Below are 18,910 nucleotides of genomic sequence, written 5' to 3'. Positions count from 1 at the left end.
GTCGCGATTAACAACTTTTATATTTTAACATTTTTAAATTTCTTTGTCAAGCTTTTTTTAAAAATTTTTTTTAAAAATGTTTTTTCGTCTTCTTCAGAAGACTTTTATTATTCTATCATTTCATCGAATATTTGTCAAGAAGTTTTTTTATATTTTTTAAAACTTTTTAACCGTTTACTTCGTTGAAATAATTGTGTTTGTCTTTCTTTAAGACTTTTATAAGTTTATCATTTCTTTTATATTTTGTCAAGAGCTTTTTTATAATTTCTTAACATTTAATATATCGAAATGTTTGATTGTTCGTCTTCTTCTTGAGAAGACTTTTACTATTCTATCATCTGTTTTACTTTATGTCAATACAAATTTTAAAAAAATCTGAGGAAAAGATTAACTCTTCCTCAGATATGCATTATATTACTATTTGATTTATTTTCTTAGTAATGAAATATTTAATTCTAATAACTGCTCTAGATCTACTGGTGATGGAGCTTGAGTCATTGGATCTGCTGCATTCGCAGTTTTAGGGAACGCAATTGTATCACGTAAGTTATCGCGTCCAGCTAATAACATAACGAATCTATCTAATCCTAATGCACATCCTCCGTGTGGTGGCACTCCATATTCAAATGCATCTAATAAGAATCCGAATTGTTCTTGAGCTTGTTCTTGAGTGAATCCTAGTGCTTTGAACATTGAAGATTGTACTTCTTTATCATAAATACGGATACTTCCTCCACCTAACTCATATCCATTAAGTACTATATCATAAGCTTGTGCATATGCTTTTTCTGGTGCTGTCTCTAATAGTTCAACATCTTCTACTTTTGGCATTGTAAATGGGTGGTGGGCTGCACTGTAACGACCTTTCTCTTCATCATATTCTAATAATGGCCAGTTTACTACCCATAGATAATTGTATTTATCTTTATCGATTAAGTCTAAATCAGCAGCTAACTTTTGACGCAATGCACCTAATGATGCGTAACATACTTTCTTACTGTCTGCAGCAAATAATATTATATCTCCAACTTCTGCATCTACACGAGCTACTAATTCTTGAGCTACTTCATCAGTAAAGAATTTAGCAATTGCTCCATTTAATCCTTCTTCTGTTACTTTAACCCATGCTAATCCTTTAGCTCCATAGTTTGCAACATATTTACCTAAAGCGTCAATATCTTTACGAGAATATTGCTCTGCACATCCTTTAGCTACGATACATTTTACTGCTCCACCTTGTTCTACTGCATTTGAGAATACTTTGAAGTCTAAGTTCTTCACAAGATCACTAACATCTTTTAATTCCATTCCGAAACGAGTATCTGGTTTATCACTACCGAACCTTTCCATTGCTTCTTCATAGTCAAGACGTGGGAATGGTAATACTACATCGATACCTTTAACTTCTTTCATTACATGAGCAATTAAACCTTCTATCATAGTAAGAATTTCTTCTTGTGACATAAAGCTCATTTCCATATCGATTTGTGTAAAGTCTGGTTGTCTGTCGGCACGTAAGTCTTCGTCACGGAAACAACGAGCTACTTGATAGTATCTGTCAAATCCAGCAACCATTAATAATTGTTTAAATAATTGTGGTGATTGCGGTAATGCATAGAATTCACCTGGGTGAACCCTACTTGGTACTAAATAGTCACGTGCTCCTTCTGGAGTAGACTTAGTTAAAATTGGTGTTTCAACATCAACAAACATGTTGTTGTCTAAATAATCTCTAGTTGCTTTAGTAATTTTTGAACGTAAGTGTAACACTTCTGCAAGTTCTGTTCTTCTTAAGTCAAGGTAACGATATTTTAGACGTAGCTCTTCACTTGATAAACTTGCATCGTCTAATACAAATGGTAATGTTTTTGCTTTTGATAAAATTTCTAATTTATCAGCGATAACTTCCACTTTACCTGATGCAATTTTCTCGTTCACAGTAGATTCATTTCTTAATACTACTTCACCTTCGATAGAAACTACGAATTCGTTTCTTAAAGTTCCTGCTAGTTCATGTAATTCTGCATTTTTTTCTCCTGAGAATACACATTGAACTACACCCATTCTATCTCTTACATCAATAAAGATTAAATTACCAAGGTCACGACGTTTACTAACCCAACCTTTTAATGTTACTTTTTTTCCTACATATTTTTCGTCTATACGACCAGCGTATTCCGTTCTTCCGTATGCGCTCATTATTTTTCTCCTCTCAATTTCTCTTGTAAATAATCAACAATGTTGTCTAAGTTAATTGTTTCTTGTTCAAATGATTTCATATCTTTTACGACAAGTGTTCCATTTTCAAGTTCACTTTGTCCAATTATTATAGAATATTTTGCATTATATCTATCGGCAATTTTCATTTGAGCTTTCATTTTTTTATCAAAATAATCATTTTGTACGCTATACCCAGCTAATCTTAAATCATTAGTAAGTTTTACTCCAGCATTTGAAGCTTCTTCACCCATAGCAACTACAAAAATATCGATTGTATCATCTATAGGTAATTCTATATTTTCACTTTCTAGAGCTAATAATAATCTCTCAATACTTAGAGCAAAACCAATACCTTTTTTATCTTCCGGTCCATCTAACAATTTAATTAAACCATTATAACGACCACCACCACATAGAGTTTTTAATTCTACTTCAGGATTATCTATCATAATCTCAAATGCAGTATGAGTATAGTAATCTAATCCACGAACTAAATTATGATCGATTTCATATTTTACACCTAATGCGTCTAAGTGTTTTAGAACTTCCGCAAAATATTGCTTAGACTCTTCACCTAAGTAATCTAATAATTTTGGTGCTGATTTAATAAGTTCATGTCCCGCATCAACTTTACAATCTAAAATTCTCATAGGGTTTTTGTAAAGTCTATTATTACAATCTTCGCAAAACTCATTTATTCTAGGCTCAAAATGTTTTACTAACGCTTCATTATAAGCTTGTCTTTCTTCAGGATTACCTAAAGAGTTAATACTCACTTTGATATTTTCTATACCAAACATTCTGTAAATATTATACGCTAAGCTTATTACTTCTGCATCGATCTTTGGACTTTCTTCCCCAATAACCTCAACTCCATATTGAACGAATTGACGATAACGTCCTTTTTGTTTTCTTTCATATCTAAACATCGGACCAACATAGTATAGTTTTTGTGGTTGAATTGTTTTTGCAAATAATTTATTTTCTATATATGAACGAACTGTTCCAGCTGTTCCCTCAGGTCTTAGCGTTAAAGATCTATTTCCTTTATCTTGGAAAGTATACATCTCTTTTTGAACTATGTCAGTAGTATCTCCAACACCTCTACTGAATAATTCTGTTGATTCAAACATTGGTGTTCTAATTTCTTCATAGCAAAAGTTCTTGCTAATTTCTCTTAGTTTTCCTTCAATATACTGCCATTTAATACTTTCTTCAGGTAGTATATCTTGAGTTCCTCTCGGCATACTAATTACCATTTCATTCTCCTTTCAATTATTTATCTACAAATCTTACTTCAATATAAATTAAAATCGCCCCATATAGCTTATACTATATGGGACGATAACTAAATTCGTGGTGCCACCCTAATTCATATCGAAATATCGATACCTTATTTTTAAATTATTAAGTTTTACAAAAAGTGTTACTTATTTTAATCATTAATATTTAATCTTTCAGCCTAGGGATTAAATTCTCTTTAATTAAAACATAAAATAAAATTCTTTTTACTTTTTTTGTCACGTTTCTTTTAAATATATTATACCAAACTATTATTATTGTCAAGAAATTATTATATATTTTATCTTATAAATTTTCATCCTTCATCATGTTTATCAGATATTATATAAGATTATTTTTCCACAAAATTCAACATTAATAGCTACTATTTTTTTCACTATATAATATGTTTACTCATCATTTAGGTAGCTAATATATGTATTTAATTTAATTACTTATCATTTGCATCACTTGATTTTTTTTTCTTAACATTATACAATAAATTATAGTTAAAGACATTAAAGAAAGGAGTGTAAACCTTTATGAAAAAAATAATCTCTGTTTTAATGCCTATATTAGCAATATTTTTCTTAGTAGGTGGTACATATTACTACCTTAATGCAGGAAATAAGAATTTTAAAGAAGAACATTCAAAATATATATCATTAATTAATGATTCATATGATTTTAAAACTGGCTTAAACGGCCTTGAAACTTTAACTACAGAAAAAGCTAAAGAAACATTAAGAAATATAGATAATGAAGTTAATATTGCTAGTGAACTAGTAAAAATCGATAATGCACTTAATAATGCTGACACAGAAACTGCTTATGAACATTTAAAACAAGCAAAAAAATTAGACACAAATCGTACTTTTTCAAAAGCAATTTCATATTTAGATACACAATTAGACAATTATGACAATGCTCTTACTGAGATTTTAGAATTAGATACAACTTCACCTAACTATGCCGATCAAGTTAAGGCTATTATAGCTAAATATGAATTTAAATACGAAGCCCTAAAAGAAAAGCTATTAAATTCTGAAACCTCAGAATTAGAACAAGATCACAAGACTAACGTAACTAAAAAAGAAGAAACTAAAAAAGAAATAGAAAATAGAGTAGTCTCTAAAAAAGAAGCTACATCTTCTAATAGTACTAAGAATAATTCTACAGATACTAAAAAAGTTTCATCTATACCTAATACTCAAAATCACCCACAAATTATTGGTCAACAAGTACCTGAGACATATAACACTATTCGCTACACTCAAGAAGGTAGCACTAGTAGAAATATCATTGAGAATGAATTGAAAGGTGATATCTCTAATTTTACAAATGAAGAAATAAACGCTGCAATTGCTAGCTATAACGCAAAAAATCAAGGATAATAATGACTATCCTTGATTTTTTTCTATTTTCTTATTTTTCTACAGCTATAACTTCAATCTCAATATTACCACCTAATGGCAATGCTGCTACTTGGAAAGCTGATCTAGCGGGAAGCACATCATTGAATTGCTCCGCATAAACTTTATTCACTTCAGCAAAATCAGCAATATCTTTTAATAATACTAATGATTTTACAACATGATTCATAGAGCTCCCTGCTTCTTCTAAAACTGCTTCAATATTTTTAAACACTTGTTTTGCTTCTTCGATAACTCCACCTTCAACAATTTTTCCAGTCTCTGGATTAATTCCTAATTGACCCGAGCAAAAAATTAGATTCCCTACTTTGTTTGCTTGTACATATGGTCCTACAGCTTTTGGTGCTTTTGGTGTATTTACTTCTGTAATTTTCATCTTATAAATCTCCTTTTATTTTGATAAAATATCAAATTTTTGTCAATATTCCATTACGAAAGTATATTAAAGAAATTTATCTTCTTTTAAATAAACTCTGTAACAAATGATATCTTATACCTTTTCACTTTATTATAATTTATTACAGAAAATTTTTCAATAATATCGTATTCGTTTTCAATATATTCCCATTATAGTAACTTTCTGATATTTTCCAATCGATTTATATTAATTTCTAGTCTAAAAAAATAAAAAAAGCTATAACTAGACTTAACCGTCTAATTATAACTTTTTCACATTTCTAATTAAAGAACAACTACGTTAGCTGCTTGTGGTCCACGAGCACCGTCTTCAACTTCGAATTCAACTTTATCGCCTTCTTTTAAAGTTTTGAATCCGTCTTTTTTAATGCTTGAGAAGTGAACAAAAATATCTTTTTCTCCTGCTACTTCGATAAATCCGAATCCTTTTTCCTCGTTAAACCATTTTACTGTACCTTGTTTCATAAGTTACAATCTCCTTTATATTTTTTTTATTATCAATAATCAATCGTATTCTTGCCGTTAAAGATAATAAATAAAATAAATGTGATGTTGTGTTATTCACTTAAAAAACTTAGAACCTGTATTACAATTTTTACTATATGTTTTATTGACTTTCCTTATTATACTTCATATCAATATAATATGCAACTAAAAAGACTCACAAAATAAAAAAGCCTTACGGCTCTTTTATTAAAACTCTTCTTCTTCAGTTGCAATGTTGAATTTTGATACAATACCTTCATTGTCAAAATCGAAGACATCTTCACTCTCTTCCATATCTTCTTCTTCGATTAAAGCATCAACTTCATCATGGATATCTTCTTGTTCTTCTTCTCCAAGCTCTTCAATATCATCTTCATCATCGATTTCAAATTTTTGAACGCTTGGCTCAACGAAGTTTTTAATATCTTCTACAAATAAACTATCTCTTAATTTCCAACTACCATCTTCAACGCATACAAAACGTCCATCTAAGTTTAGATCAGTGTAGAAATACGCTGCTTGTGCAGTAAATTCTTCATCGTCAACATTTCTTAATGGTTTAATATAATCTAGGAAATCATAAATATTTAATTTTTCAATTCCTTCTTCTACCATATATGCATAACATAAATCTATTAGTGACATTTCCTTAATTTTTTCTGCGCTTAAATCTTTTAACTTTACCATTTATATTAGATTCCCTTCTTTTTTATTTATTACATTTTTTCTGGAGCTGATACTCCGATTAAGTCTAAAGCATTTCTTAAAGTTATCTTAACAGCAGTGATTAATGCTAGGTAACTTTGAGTTTGTTCTTTATTTTCAGTTATTACTTTGTTATTATTATAGAATTTGTGGAATGAACTTGCAAGACTTTGTAAATAATTACAAATTCTGTGTGGTTCATAATTTTTAGCTGCTTGTGCAACTATTTCTGGATAATATGCTAAATTTTTCAGTAAATCTACTGAGTACTCATCTGTTAATAATTCATAATCACAGTTGTTAACATCATATTCAACTTGTTCAGCTGCTTGACGTAAGATTGAGCAAATTCTAGCGTGAGCATATTGAACATAGTATAGTGGGTTATCACTTGATTGCTCTTTCGCTACTGCAAAATCAAAGTCTAAGTGACTATCTGCACTTCTCATTACTAAAAAGTAACGAGCAGCATCAGCACCTACTTCATCGATTAAATCACGAAGTGTAATTGCTTTACCAGTTCTCTTACTCATTTTTACAACTTCACCATTATTTAGAAGTTGTACCATTTGCATAATTAGAACTTCTAATTGCTCTGCTTTGTATCCCATAGCAACGATACTTGCTTTTAATCTTGCAATATACCCGTGGTGGTCTGCACCAAGTACATCAAGTAATAAATCAAATCCGCGATCTAATTTATTTTTGTGATAAGCTATGTCACTAGTTAAGTATGTTAGTGAACCATCTGCTTTAATTAATACACGGTCTTTATCATCACCTGTACCTAAAGCTGTTGTTTCTAGCCATAAAGCTCCATCTTTTTCATAAACAAAACCTTGTTCTCTTAAAGATTCTAAAGCTTTATCTACAAGACCATTTTTATATAATGACTTTTCACTGAAGAATACATCATATTCTAATCCAAAGTCACCTAAATCTTTTTTAATATTTTCCATTTCATACGCTACTGCATACTCACGAATAAACTCATTTAAGTCTTCTCTTTCAAGTAATGATTCACCGAATTCATCTTTTAGTTTTTGACCTAGAACTTTAATATCTTCACCGTGGTATGCATCATCCGGCATCTCAGCATCCATACCTAGAGCTTGTTTATATCGAACAATTGCAGAGATAACTAAATTATTAATTTGATTACCTGCATCATTGATATAGTATTCACGAGATAAATCATATCCTGATTTTTTCATTATTCTTGCTAATGAATCAGAATATGCAGCATTTCTAGCATGCCCAACGTGTAATGTTCCAGTCGGGTTAGCTGACACATATTCTAAAAGTACTTTTTTACCTTGTCCAATGTTGTTTTCACCGTATTTAAAATCATCTTCTAAGATTTTCCCAACAACACTTCCAAGACTTGATTTTTTAACGAAAAAGTTAATAAATCCTGGTCCAGCTATTTCAATTTTTTCTACCGCTTCATCTTGTTCTATATTACTAATTATTTCCTCGGCAATAACTCTAGGGTTTTTACGTAAAACTCTTGTTAATTGCATCGCCACATTTGAAGAAAAATCTCCATTATCTGTGTTTTTCGGAGTTTCTACATGAATATCTACTCCATCAATTTCTAATTTGGCTAAAGAATTTTGTATTAATTCTACTATTTTATTTTTCACCAAAAATTCCTCCTAATTACCTACTATATATTTTTCACTAATATTTTCAATTTATTTTGCTGTTTATCATTACTTCCAAAATGTATATTGTACACTATTTCGTATAAAGCAATGCTATTTTTTGTTTTTTTACTTATATTTACAAGTTGTGTTTCTAATTTCATCTGACCATATTGTGTACTGTAGTCATTGCTTGTTTTCGTATATGCTAAGTACATTTTTGAATCGTCTTTTTCTATACTAACACTTTCTTTTATTTTGTCAATAAAAATCTCTATTTTTTTGTTATTTTTATCACTATAACTTATTTTTTCAATACTTGTTTGCTCTAAAAAGCTTCCAAGATAAGATTCTTCATGTATTTTTTCAGAGTCAACATAAGTCGTTATTTTTATTTTACTATCCATTTATACTCTCTAATTCCTCTTCAATTTCTAACCAAGAATCATTTAACTCTTCTAATTCAGAAGAAAGTTGTTTTAACTGCTCATTAAACTCTTGAGTTTTTACCATATCAGTATAAACTTCCTCTTTGGCAAGTTCATTATTTACAACTTGTATTTCTTCTTCTAAAGTTTCAATTTTATTCATCAGCTCATCACGAGTTCTCTCTAATTTTCTAACACGTCTTTTTGCTTCTTTATCTAGTATATAGTTATTCGCTTCTTTTTCAACAACTACTTCTTCATTTTGTTTAGTTAGTTGTTGAGCTATTCTCTCTTGTTCTCTTTTTTCCAAATAGTAATCATAATTTCCTAAGTACATATTATGACCATTATCAGTAATATCTAGTACTTTATTAGCTATCTTATTAATAAAGTACCTATCGTGACTGACAAAAAGAATAGTCCCTTCGTAATTTTTTAATGCTTCTTCTAATACTTGCTTACTAGTAATATCAAGGTGGTTAGTCGGCTCATCTAATATAAGAAGATTATTTTTCTCTAGCATCAATTTAGCAAGTTGCAGTCTCGCTTTTTCTCCACCAGAAAGATCTCTTACTATCTTAAGAACATCATCGCCTCTAAATAAGAATCTACCAAGTACTGTTCTTACTTCCGCTTCCTTCATTAAAGGATATTCATCCCACAATTCATTTAATATTGTTTTTGAAGATTCAAACTCTGCTTGTTTTTGGTCGTAGTAGCCTAATGAAACTTTACTTCCATATTGCACAGAACCCGCGATTTCTTTTTGTCTCTTCGCTATAGTTTTTATTAACGTAGATTTTCCTATACCATTTCTTCCGACAACCGCTATCCTATCACCTTTATATACAGAAAGATTATAACTTTGACCAACTTTAGTTCCATTATAACCTACTTGTAAATCACTAATCGTTAGAACATCGCGACCACTTTGTTCTTTTATAAGAAACTCTATACCAGCTGCCTTATCATCTTTTTTAGGATTATCGATAAGATCCATCTTATCTAATACTTTTTGACGACTTTTAGCCATTTTACTAGTAGATGCTCTAGCAATATTTTTCTGAACAAACTCTTCTAATTTTTTTATATCCTTCTGCTGACTCGTATATTCTCTTAGTTGTTTTTCATAATCTTCTTCATATTGTACTAAGAATTTTGAATAATTACCTACATACTTTTTAAGTTTACCGAATTCCAAGTTATATACAACATTTACAACCTTATCTAAAAAGTATCTATCGTGACTGACTATAACTATTGCACCATTATATGATGAAAGGTAATTTTCTAGCCATGCTACATTTTCCATATCAAGGTGGTTGGTCGGTTCATCTAAAACTAATAGATCTGGCTCACTTAATAATAGTTTAGCCATTGATAACCTTGTTTTCTCTCCACCAGAGAAAGTACTTATTTTTTTATCAAAAACATCTTTTGTGAAATCTAATCCATATAACACACTCTCTATCTTACTTTTATAATGATAATCCTTATGTGTTAACACTTCATTTTGCAATCTATCGAATTTATTAAGTAGCGTTGGATCACTTTCTATATTTTCTGGAGTCAATTCAAATGAAAGTTTTTCTAAATCTGATTCTAATGTAATAATTTCATCAAAACATGTAATCATCTCTTCATAAATTGACAAATCTTCTCTTACGATAAATTCTTGAGATAAATACCCTACAGTTGTATTTTTAGAGATAGTTCTCTCCCCACTATCAAAACTAATAGCACCAGATATAATTTTTAATAACGTACTCTTCCCCGCACCATTTCTTCCTACAATGGCAACACGATCTTTATCGTTAATTTCTAATTTTACATTTGAAAAAATTTCATTAACTACGAAATTCTTTGTTACATTATTTAATTGAATTAACATCTTTTTCTCCTTTCTCTAGTTTCTTACATATATTCATTAAAATTTCATGTTTTCATCTATAACTGAAATATTATACCATATTTCAAGTTATTTCGCTAATAATTATAATGCTCATTTTAATATAAACTGTATCCTTTAATAATTGATAACAACTATCAGTGAGTTGTTTTTTATTATTTATTAGTCTTATAATCTAGAATATACAAATTATAATAAATTATTTATTCACTATATATTTCTTTTTTATGATTTTTGTACATGTTGTATATTTAAAATACAATAATATTTTCCATCGATTAAGAGTGCTTTTCCTTCGCTATTAATTAAATTTATATAATATTTTATATAGATTATTGTTAGCCTTTTATATAAATGTTATAATACAATTGTATAAGAAAAATATCAATAAGGGGGGTTCATTATAATGAAACCAAAAAAAATATTATCAGTCCTTATGGCTGCTGGATTAGCATTTACTGCAGTTGGGTGTAGCAGTTCTTCTAATTCAACATCACAAAATTCAAATCAACCTGCTGACTATGTAGCAGGTGTATCATTAGATAAACCTATTAAAGTGGATAAAGAAGCTGGTACTATTACTGTTCTTACAAAAATTAATGGTAAATACTTTGATGAAGCTACAAGACATAACTCAGTAGAACAAAGTGGTACAAATGGTGCTAAATCAATCTTCACAGCATTTGCTAAACCAGAAGAATTCTACAATGCTCTAATTGAGATCGGTGCAAAACCTGGAGAAAATATGAATCCAAATAATGCAACTACTACACATGTTGAAGGAACTCCAATTAAAGCCGAAATCACTTGGAACGGAGCTGACAAAAAATATGACATCAATGAAGTAGTAAAAGATAGTAATGGTAAACAAATCGATTTCCGTTTCGGTGGTAACTTAAAACGCGCTATCGATAAAAATACAGGATGTTTATCTTGCTTAGATAGTTGCCCTGTAGGTATTATTTCAAATACTACTTACACTTATGGTGCTGTTGAAACTCGTAAAGAGGTTAAATTCACTGGTAACGAAGATATCCTTCCAGAGGATGGAACATATGCAGCAGTTATTTATAGTATTAAAAAATAATAGCTATTAACAAGGAGAGATTTAATGAAACGCTTAAGATTATTATTCTATTTCACAAGTGTTGGTATAGCTGTTGGTTACTTCTTCGCATTCTTACTGTTCTTCTTTACACAATTTGAAATGTTAGCTGACCAAAGTCTTGTGATATTCGTTTGGACTGTTTACGGTATAATGACAGGGTTATATTTTAAACGTATAAATCGTAAATATACATTTTTCATTATAGAAGCAATTATACTTCTAATGGCTATCTTTTCAGGTAAAACTAAAACTTTACTATATATAGCTCGTGAAGTTCTACATGCTGGAACACTTAATCAAATTAAGGTTCCATTTATAGTCGGTGTTATTATCGTTAACTTAATAAATCTTTATATTCTTTTGACACTTTCTAAATACCAAAAAGTTTATACTAAAGAAGAACTGAAAACATTAAAAGAAAAAGAAGTAAAACTAAGTGATTTAAGAGAAGTAGATCCTGAAGAAGAGAAAAAATTAAAAGCACAACGTAAAAAAGTAAGATACATTACACTTGCTTGCTTTGCAATTTTCTTCGCAATTTACTTTACAGTACCTAGTTTTAAAACTGGTATTAATACAGCATTCGCTACTTTATCTCAATTTGATACAAATGCAGTAATCGAATATCTACGTGGTTGGGGCGCTTGGGCTGCTGTTGTTTCTGGAATCTTAATGGTACTTCAATCAATAGCTGCTCCAATTCCAGCATTTTTAATCACATTATCTAACGCTGCTATCTTCGGTTGGGTACTAGGAGCCGTATTATCTTGGTCAACAGCAATGATAGGGGCTGCAGTATGTTTCTATATCGCTCGTGGATTAGGACGAGACGTAGTAGAAAAACTTACAAGTAAAGGTGCAATGGCAAGTATTGACGTATTCTTCGAACGCTACGGAGACAAAGCTATTCTTATCTGTAGATTATTGCCGTTCGTATCTTTCGACTTCGTAAGTTACGCTGCTGGACTTACAAATATGAGTTTCTGGAGATTCTTTATCGCTACAGGAATCGGACAATTACCAGCAACAATAGTTTACTCATACGTTGGTGGAACACTTTCTGGGGGAGTTAGAAATTTATTCATCGGATTAATGTGTTTATTCGCACTATCAATCGTTATCGGTATTATGAAAAAAATCTACAACGACAAACATAAAAAAGAAGAAGAGCTTATTGCATCTTCTAATTAATAAACAAAAACAACTAGAGATGATACTTTTGATCTCTAGTTGTTTCTTTATTTATAACGCCGTGATCCCAACTTGGTTAAAATATTTCATAAATAGGAATTTTTCTACACCTATTTCTACATTTTCTCCTATATTTAATCTATAGTCAATATAAACATCTATTCCATCAACTACATATTTTGAATATAATTCTTTATCGAATTTGCTTGCTATCGAAACCCCGATAACTTTATTTACTCCGCCACCTCAACAAGCTTGTTGAAATAGTGATACTAATATATAGTTTTTATTTTTATCTTTTAATAATTTTTTTGCTTCGTCATTTATAATAATTGCCATTTTTTCTCCTATTCTACTCTATTGCCTTAAGAGCTTCTACCATGTTTACTTTTTTCAGTTTTTTATGCATTACTATCATTACAACTATAGTAATCAATATTGTTATACCCGATGCTAATAAATAAACTACTAAAGGTACTTTACTACTAAACATCATATCTCTACCCGCGAGTTCTAGTATTATCTTCAAATACATTTTGTAACCAAGATAATTACCTAAAATAATACCTACCCCACTTAAATAGAAAATTTCTCTAAATACATAAATAGTTACTTCACTTGGATAAAAACCAAGAACTTTTATCGTTGATAATTCTCTAATTCTCTCAGAGACATTAACGTTTATTAAATTATATAATACTACAAGCGCTAGAGTAACTGAACAGATCACCATAACTGCTACTATAATATCTATTCCTTTAATAAAATTATCAAGTATTTCTTGTATTTTAGAATTATCACTTATGTTTACTATGTCACTATTATCATTTAAATTACTTACCACACTTTCAACAGTTTCCTTACCACCTGTAGTTTGTACTAAAAACGTATTATCCTTATATTGTTTTTGGAACAGTGATTCATAATAGTCTTTATTAATATATATTGTGTGCCCAAAGTAATTTTTATTAATTTCACCAACGGTAAGTGTGTATTCTTTATTGTTTACAATTACATTAAAACTATCTCCAATATTCAATTTGTGTAAATATGCAAGTTTTTCACTTACTACAGCCGCGTCACCTGGCAAGTCGATTCCTTTGTTATCATTATCAGTTAATGCAATATAATCTTTATAATCATCTTTATTTACAGTTATCAGCTGTGCAGAATCAACAATTTCATTATTACTCTCGAAAGTAGCAAGTTGAATATTTACTTTGGTGCTAGCTTTAACATTCTTATTATTATCAATATCTTTTTGAAGCTTTTCCACACTCTCATTGCCTATATAAGGATTATAAGTAGCTGCGATATCTACCTTATTAATTACTTTGAATTGTTCATTAGAAATATTTATTACTCCATAACGAATACCAAAACCTATAAACATAAGAGTTAGACACCCTGCGACTCCAAAAATTGTCATTAACATTCTAATTTTATAACGGAAAATATTTCTAAAGGTTACCTTCCTTAGAAAGCTAAGCCTTGACCAAATAAATGGTATTCTTTCTAAAAATATCCTACTTCCTCCACTAGGGGCCTTAGGACGTAACAAGTACGCACTCTTTTCTCTTAAATTTTTTCTAAGTGGTATATAAATAGCTAAACTTACACATCCTAATGAAATAACAAAAGCTGCGATAAGTATACTCGGTGTGTATACGATCTCCGGTGTATTAAAAGTGAAGAACCTTGCATAAGAATTATATATTATCGGTACAATTACCAAATACGCTCCGATAATTCCTAATATCGTACCTATTAAGGTAGATAACCCACCATATACAAAGTATTTTTTAGAAATTTGATAATTACTGTATCCTAGCGATTTAAGAGTACCTATATTTATTCTGTTTTCATCTATCATTCTAGTCAAAGTAGTAAGTGAAACCAAAATCGATACAACGAATAAGAATATTGAAAAAACATTAGCAACAAAGGTTAAACTACTCGCAGAATCTATAAATTGAGCATAGTTTTTTAAACCTCTAATATTTTCTACTGAAAATCTAGGATAACTTTCTTCCGAAAGACTGGCTTTCCCAATACTTAGTTGTTTTTTATTATCATCAATCTCTTTTTGAGCTTTGTTCAGTTTTTCTAATTGTTCATTATAACTTTTATTGTCTACATTTTTTAGTAATTCAAGTTTTGTTTTAACGCTATTAAGTTGTTCTTGTGCTTGATTTATTACTTTTTCATTTTCATTTAATTTTTTATTATTTTTATCTAAGTAATATTTTTCATCGATTTTTTGCTGAGTTTTTAATTTTTCTATCAGATTATCTCTAGTCTTATTAACTTCTGTAATATAATCTTTATCGCTATATTTATAGTTAATATTTTTAAGTTTTACATTTACTCCACTTACATTTTCAAATTTAAAAACATCTCTTCTTACATATCCAAAATAGTCCTTATTAGCTAGATTATTATTAGATACCTCAATATGATTCGCTCCTTGAACAAAACCAACCACTTTAAACTTATATTGTTTTAAAGTATTACTTTCACTCTTATCAGAAATAAATGAAATCTCATCTCCAATTTTATAACTACTTTGAAGAGACTCAACTAAAGCTATTTCTCCGTCATTATTAGGTAAAGAACCCTCGGTTACCTTAGGTAAAACTAATTTTTCGGGTAAAGATTCAATATTTACAAAGTCATTACTATTAATTATCTGTAGTTTTTTTATAAAATAACTCTCACTTAAATCAATATTATCCAGAGCATTTATGATTTTCATATCCTCTTCATTGATTCCAAAATTATGACTTACTCGTAAATCATACATCTTATGACGCTCTATGTACTTATTATAGGTATTCACCATAGCTGGTGATGTTTCTTTTAAACCTACAAAGATAAAAACTCCTAGAAACATTATTATCATTATCGATATAAACTTCGACTTTGTTTTTGATATTTCTCTTAATATATCTCTATTTATTGCTCTCATAACACTACCACTCTATTTCATCAATACTTTTAGGATTAGTATTTTGTGTTACTTTTTTCACCTTAGCATCGTATATTTCTATTACCTTGTCTGCCGCTTCAGCTATAGAACTATTATGAGTTATAATAACTACGGTTTTCTTCTCATCTACACTATAGTTTTTTAGAATATTTAAAATGTTTTTTCCCGTCTTATAATCTAACGCTCCTGTTGGTTCATCACAAAGTAATAGTTTTGGGTTCTTAGCTATCGCCCTCGCTATAGCAACACGCTGTTGTTCTCCTCCAGAGATTTGTGAAGGAAAATTATCCATTCTATGTTCTAATCCTACTAATTTTAAAATATCTGTTGCTTTTTTCGGTTGTTTTACAATTTGTCCAGCTAATTCTACATTTTCTAAAACTGTTAGGTTTGGAATCAAATTATAGAATTGAAAAACGAAACCTATATCTTCTCTTCTATATCTAGTTAATTCCGCTTCACTTAGGCCGACAATCTCTTTTCCAAAAATATTAATAGACCCCTTACTCGCATTATCCATTCCACCTATAATATTAAGAAGTGTACTCTTCCCAGCTCCACTTGGACCCAAAATTACAACAAATTCTCCTTCATTAATATCAAAACTAATGGCGTCATTCGCTATAACTTTATTACTATTTTCTCCATATATTTTAGAAACATCTTTTACAATTATTTTTTGCATAGTATTTCTCCTTTATTTCTATAATTTAATTATATCACATCTTATTTGTTCAATTAATCTAAACGCTTTTCATATACACTAAATCCTAAACAGATTTCTTTACACTAATAAAAATAAATATTATAATATCAATAATTATTTAGAATTCACATAAAATTATTGAGGAGACTATATGCTAACTATTTACGAATACCCAACATGCTCGACATGTAGAAAAGCAAAAAAACTTTTAACAGAAAACAATATTGAAGCAACATATTTCAATGTTAAAGAAAAAACACCAACAGTAGCAGAATTTAAAAAGATTATTAAGACATTCGGTCTACCATTAAAAAAACTATTCAACACTAGTGGTCTTGTTTATAAAGAACTTGGTTTAAAAGACAAGTTAGAGACTCTATCTCTTGATGAAGCTTTAACACTACTTCATGAAAATGGTATGTTAATTAAACGTCCTTTAGCATTTGATTTGAAAAATGATATCCTACTTCTTGGATTCAAAGAAGAAACTTGGGAAAAAGCTCTTTTATAATAAATTTTATTAAGTTTTCTATTGATATTTACTTGAAATAATGTTATAATAGTCGAGATGTGAAAACATTAAATTACGATGTTCCTCTGTTAATCAAGCATTAGTAATGAACATTTTGTAAAAAAAGGAGAAAGAATAATGAGCAAAATCATTGAAGCGATCACTAAATCGCAATTAAGATCAGACATTCCTGAATTTAAAGCTGGGGATACAGTAAGAGTACACGTTCGTATTGTTGAAGGTGGACGTGAGCGTATCCAACAATTTGAAGGAGTAGTTATCAAACGTCGTGGTGGAGGAATCTCTGCTACTTATACTGTACGTAAAATTTCAAACGGTGTTGGTGTTGAAAGAACATTCCCTGTTCACACTCCAAAAGTTGAAAAAATTGAAGTTGTACGTAAAGGTAAAGTTAGACGTGCTAAATTATACTACCTACGTAACTTACGTGGTAAAGCTGCTCGTATTAAAGAAGTACGTTAATAAGAAGAAGCTTAAAAGCCCTATTACATCAGTAACGGGGCTTCTTTTTTTTGCTTAGACCATGTTTCGAGCGTATTCATTAGAAAAATACATATTATTCCCTATTACAAATACCATTTTAGTTCTATTTATACACTCGATTACCTTTTATCTTTACAAAAATAAAAAAGAACTAACTATATTTTTCTATAGCTAGTTCTTAATTTCTTATAAATCTAATTTATAATCGTCAGCTTTAACAAAGCCTTTTTTCTCCATATAGTAATATACTCCATATGAAATAATCGCAGGTAATATGAAGTGTAGTAACAATATTTCAATTAATAGTACTGAATGAGCTGTATAAGATGACATTGTTTGCCATGTCATAAGTTGTCCCACTAGACCTGATGTTCCCATTCCTCCACCAGCTGGATTATTTTCCATTCTGAAAATAATCGTTGCTATAGGCCCCAATATAGCACTTGCAATAATAGGAGGAATCCAAATTACTGGTTTTCTCATAATATTAGGAACTTGCAACATAGACGTTCCTAACCCTTGAGCAAGTAATCCATTCCAACGATTAGCTTTAAAACTTATTACTGCAAAACCAACCATTTGAGCTGCACATCCGACAGTAGATGCACCTGCAGCGATACCCGATAATCCAAGTATAATAGATAATGCCGCAGAACTTATAGGTAATGTTAAAATTATTCCCATAACAACAGAAACAACTATTCCCATAATAAACGGCTGTAATTCAGTTGCTTCTCTTATAAATGTACCAAGAATTTTCATTCCTTTTATTAAATATGGTCCTGTTAGATAAGAAACTATTCCTCCAATGATTATTGTTACAAATGGAGTGACAATAATATCTATTTTAGTTTTCCCAGAAATAAGTCTACCTATTTCCGCAGCTATAACTACAGCTATGAAAGCTCCTAACGGATCTCCAGAACCACTAATTATTAATTTACCTTGATCTAGCAAATTATTAGTACCTAGATTCGATCCGAATGCACCTAAAAATCCGACTACTCCTGAAGCTAAAATTACTAACTTAGGAGCTTTAAGGGCATGAGCAACACCTATACCAATAACTGGACCCGTTAATGCCATTGCAATACTCGCTATAACAAGTAAGAAACTTGATAAACTCCCACTCAGATTTATGGCTATCTGCTTAATAATTAAGCCAATAATTAAAGTACAAAACAACCCTAAGGCCATTCCATTTAAAGCAACAATAAAATACCTATGAAATAACTTAGATAAAACATTATTTTTATTCATACAATACTCTCCGTATTTAGCAAATATTATTTTACACTAATGTGTACTTATTTAATATTATAACTTAATATTTCCTCATTTGCTCTAAATATGCTCTAAAAAAAAGACTTAAGAAT

The 18,910-nt window shown here is 29.9% G+C and carries 16 protein-coding genes; 5 read left to right on the top strand and 11 right to left on the bottom strand.

Annotated elements, in window-relative coordinates:
• Nucleotides 1-426 precede the first annotated feature (426 nt).
• Together aspS and hisS are read right to left on the bottom strand one after the other, a co-directional pair.
• Nucleotides 427-2,199, bottom strand: coding sequence for an aspartate--tRNA ligase (aspS, locus tag O3884_RS08235; protein ID WP_048803091.1), 1,773 nt, complete (start codon nucleotides 2,197-2,199; stop codon nucleotides 427-429).
• A complete protein-coding gene (hisS, locus tag O3884_RS08230) occupies nucleotides 2,199-3,479 on the bottom strand; it encodes a histidine--tRNA ligase (protein WP_371452837.1) in 1,281 nt (426 codons plus the stop codon). The genes aspS and hisS overlap by 1 nt, the downstream gene beginning before the upstream one ends.
• 564 nt (nucleotides 3,480-4,043) lie before the next feature.
• Between hisS and O3884_RS08225 the strand changes: the two genes are divergently transcribed.
• A complete protein-coding gene (locus tag O3884_RS08225; protein ID WP_371452835.1) occupies nucleotides 4,044-4,895 on the top strand; it encodes a hypothetical protein in 852 nt (283 codons plus the stop codon).
• A gap of 31 nt (nucleotides 4,896-4,926) precedes the next feature.
• On the opposite strand, the gene O3884_RS08220 is transcribed toward O3884_RS08225, so the two are convergent.
• The 6 genes from O3884_RS08220 to O3884_RS08195 form a co-directional block, all read right to left on the bottom strand.
• Entirely contained in the window at nucleotides 4,927-5,310 is a 384-nt protein-coding gene (locus tag O3884_RS08220; RefSeq protein WP_003147859.1) for a RidA family protein, read from the bottom strand.
• A 305-nt stretch (nucleotides 5,311-5,615) separates the two neighbouring features.
• Entirely contained in the window at nucleotides 5,616-5,816 is a 201-nt protein-coding gene (locus tag O3884_RS08215) for a cold-shock protein (RefSeq protein WP_003144740.1), read from the bottom strand.
• A 228-nt stretch (nucleotides 5,817-6,044) separates the two neighbouring features.
• Nucleotides 6,045-6,524: a DNA-directed RNA polymerase subunit delta gene (gene rpoE, locus O3884_RS08210; protein WP_003144748.1), complete on the bottom strand. Its 480-nt coding sequence runs from the start codon at nucleotides 6,522-6,524 to the stop codon at nucleotides 6,045-6,047.
• Between the two features lie 29 nt (nucleotides 6,525-6,553).
• Nucleotides 6,554-8,188, bottom strand: coding sequence for an arginine--tRNA ligase (gene argS, locus O3884_RS08205; protein ID WP_371452832.1), 1,635 nt, complete (start codon nucleotides 8,186-8,188; stop codon nucleotides 6,554-6,556).
• Between the two features lie 23 nt (nucleotides 8,189-8,211).
• Entirely contained in the window at nucleotides 8,212-8,595 is a 384-nt protein-coding gene (locus O3884_RS08200; RefSeq protein WP_371452830.1) for a hypothetical protein, read from the bottom strand.
• A complete protein-coding gene (locus O3884_RS08195; protein ID WP_371452828.1) occupies nucleotides 8,588-10,507 on the bottom strand; it encodes an ABC-F family ATP-binding cassette domain-containing protein in 1,920 nt (639 codons plus the stop codon). The genes O3884_RS08200 and O3884_RS08195 overlap by 8 nt, the downstream gene beginning before the upstream one ends.
• Nucleotides 10,508-10,931: 424 nt before the next feature.
• Here O3884_RS08195 and O3884_RS08190 point away from each other — a divergent pair, with 424 nt between their 5' ends.
• A complete protein-coding gene (locus O3884_RS08190) occupies nucleotides 10,932-11,612 on the top strand; it encodes a YdjY domain-containing protein (RefSeq protein ID WP_371452826.1) in 681 nt (226 codons plus the stop codon).
• Between the two features lie 24 nt (nucleotides 11,613-11,636).
• Nucleotides 11,637-12,824, top strand: a complete 1,188-nt coding sequence (locus O3884_RS08185; RefSeq protein WP_371452824.1) for a TVP38/TMEM64 family protein — start codon at nucleotides 11,637-11,639, stop codon at nucleotides 12,822-12,824.
• 352 nt (nucleotides 12,825-13,176) lie between these two features.
• Here the strand turns inward: O3884_RS08185 and O3884_RS08180 are convergent, their stop codons facing one another.
• Both O3884_RS08180 and O3884_RS08175 read right to left on the bottom strand, forming a co-directional pair.
• A complete protein-coding gene (locus O3884_RS08180; protein ID WP_371452823.1) occupies nucleotides 13,177-15,792 on the bottom strand; it encodes an FtsX-like permease family protein in 2,616 nt (871 codons plus the stop codon).
• A gap of 4 nt (nucleotides 15,793-15,796) precedes the next feature.
• Nucleotides 15,797-16,498, bottom strand: coding sequence for an ABC transporter ATP-binding protein (locus tag O3884_RS08175; protein ID WP_371452821.1), 702 nt, complete (start codon nucleotides 16,496-16,498; stop codon nucleotides 15,797-15,799).
• A 172-nt stretch (nucleotides 16,499-16,670) separates the two neighbouring features.
• Between O3884_RS08175 and O3884_RS08170 the strand changes: the two genes are divergently transcribed.
• Nucleotides 16,671-17,030, top strand: a complete 360-nt coding sequence (locus O3884_RS08170) for an arsenate reductase family protein (RefSeq protein WP_371452819.1) — start codon at nucleotides 16,671-16,673, stop codon at nucleotides 17,028-17,030.
• A 138-nt stretch (nucleotides 17,031-17,168) separates the two neighbouring features.
• Nucleotides 17,169-17,513 (top strand): 50S ribosomal protein L19, encoded by a 345-nt coding sequence (rplS, locus tag O3884_RS08165; protein WP_004263065.1) that lies wholly within the window; start codon nucleotides 17,169-17,171, stop codon nucleotides 17,511-17,513.
• Nucleotides 17,514-17,720: 207 nt separating this feature from the next.
• On the opposite strand, the gene O3884_RS08160 is transcribed toward rplS, so the two are convergent.
• Nucleotides 17,721-18,794, bottom strand: a complete 1,074-nt coding sequence (locus O3884_RS08160; RefSeq protein WP_371452816.1) for a PTS sugar transporter subunit IIC — start codon at nucleotides 18,792-18,794, stop codon at nucleotides 17,721-17,723.
• Nucleotides 18,795-18,910: the final 116 nt, after the last annotated feature.

Source organism: Gemella sp. 20925_1_85 (assembly GCF_041433735.1).
Classification (GTDB): domain Bacteria; phylum Bacillota; class Bacilli; order Staphylococcales; family Gemellaceae; genus Gemella.
The sequence above is the reverse complement of the archived record's forward strand: the minus strand, read 5'-3'. Positions and strand labels throughout refer to the sequence as shown.

What these genes read in the sequence shown, in the direction of transcription:
- aspS (WP_048803091.1), bottom strand. Translation starts at nt 2,199, where the DNA reads ATGAGCGCATACGGAAGAACGGAATACGCTGGTCGTATAGACGAAAAA.
- hisS (WP_371452837.1), bottom strand. Translation starts at nt 3,479, where the DNA reads ATGGTAATTAGTATGCCGAGAGGAACTCAAGATATACTACCTGAAGAA.
- O3884_RS08225 (WP_371452835.1), top strand. Translation starts at nt 4,044, where the DNA reads ATGAAAAAAATAATCTCTGTTTTAATGCCTATATTAGCAATATTTTTC.
- O3884_RS08220 (WP_003147859.1), bottom strand. Translation starts at nt 5,310, where the DNA reads ATGAAAATTACAGAAGTAAATACACCAAAAGCACCAAAAGCTGTAGGA.
- O3884_RS08215 (WP_003144740.1), bottom strand. Translation starts at nt 5,816, where the DNA reads ATGAAACAAGGTACAGTAAAATGGTTTAACGAGGAAAAAGGATTCGGA.
- rpoE (WP_003144748.1), bottom strand. Translation starts at nt 6,524, where the DNA reads ATGGTAAAGTTAAAAGATTTAAGCGCAGAAAAAATTAAGGAAATGTCA.
- O3884_RS08200 (WP_371452830.1), bottom strand. Translation starts at nt 8,595, where the DNA reads ATGGATAGTAAAATAAAAATAACGACTTATGTTGACTCTGAAAAAATA.
- O3884_RS08195 (WP_371452828.1), bottom strand. Translation starts at nt 10,507, where the DNA reads ATGTTAATTCAATTAAATAATGTAACAAAGAATTTCGTAGTTAATGAA.
- O3884_RS08190 (WP_371452826.1), top strand. Translation starts at nt 10,932, where the DNA reads ATGAAACCAAAAAAAATATTATCAGTCCTTATGGCTGCTGGATTAGCA.
- O3884_RS08185 (WP_371452824.1), top strand. Translation starts at nt 11,637, where the DNA reads ATGAAACGCTTAAGATTATTATTCTATTTCACAAGTGTTGGTATAGCT.
- O3884_RS08180 (WP_371452823.1), bottom strand. Translation starts at nt 15,792, where the DNA reads ATGAGAGCAATAAATAGAGATATATTAAGAGAAATATCAAAAACAAAG.
- O3884_RS08175 (WP_371452821.1), bottom strand. Translation starts at nt 16,498, where the DNA reads ATGCAAAAAATAATTGTAAAAGATGTTTCTAAAATATATGGAGAAAAT.
- O3884_RS08170 (WP_371452819.1), top strand. Translation starts at nt 16,671, where the DNA reads ATGCTAACTATTTACGAATACCCAACATGCTCGACATGTAGAAAAGCA.
- rplS (WP_004263065.1), top strand. Translation starts at nt 17,169, where the DNA reads ATGAGCAAAATCATTGAAGCGATCACTAAATCGCAATTAAGATCAGAC.
- O3884_RS08160 (WP_371452816.1), bottom strand. Translation starts at nt 18,794, where the DNA reads ATGAATAAAAATAATGTTTTATCTAAGTTATTTCATAGGTATTTTATT.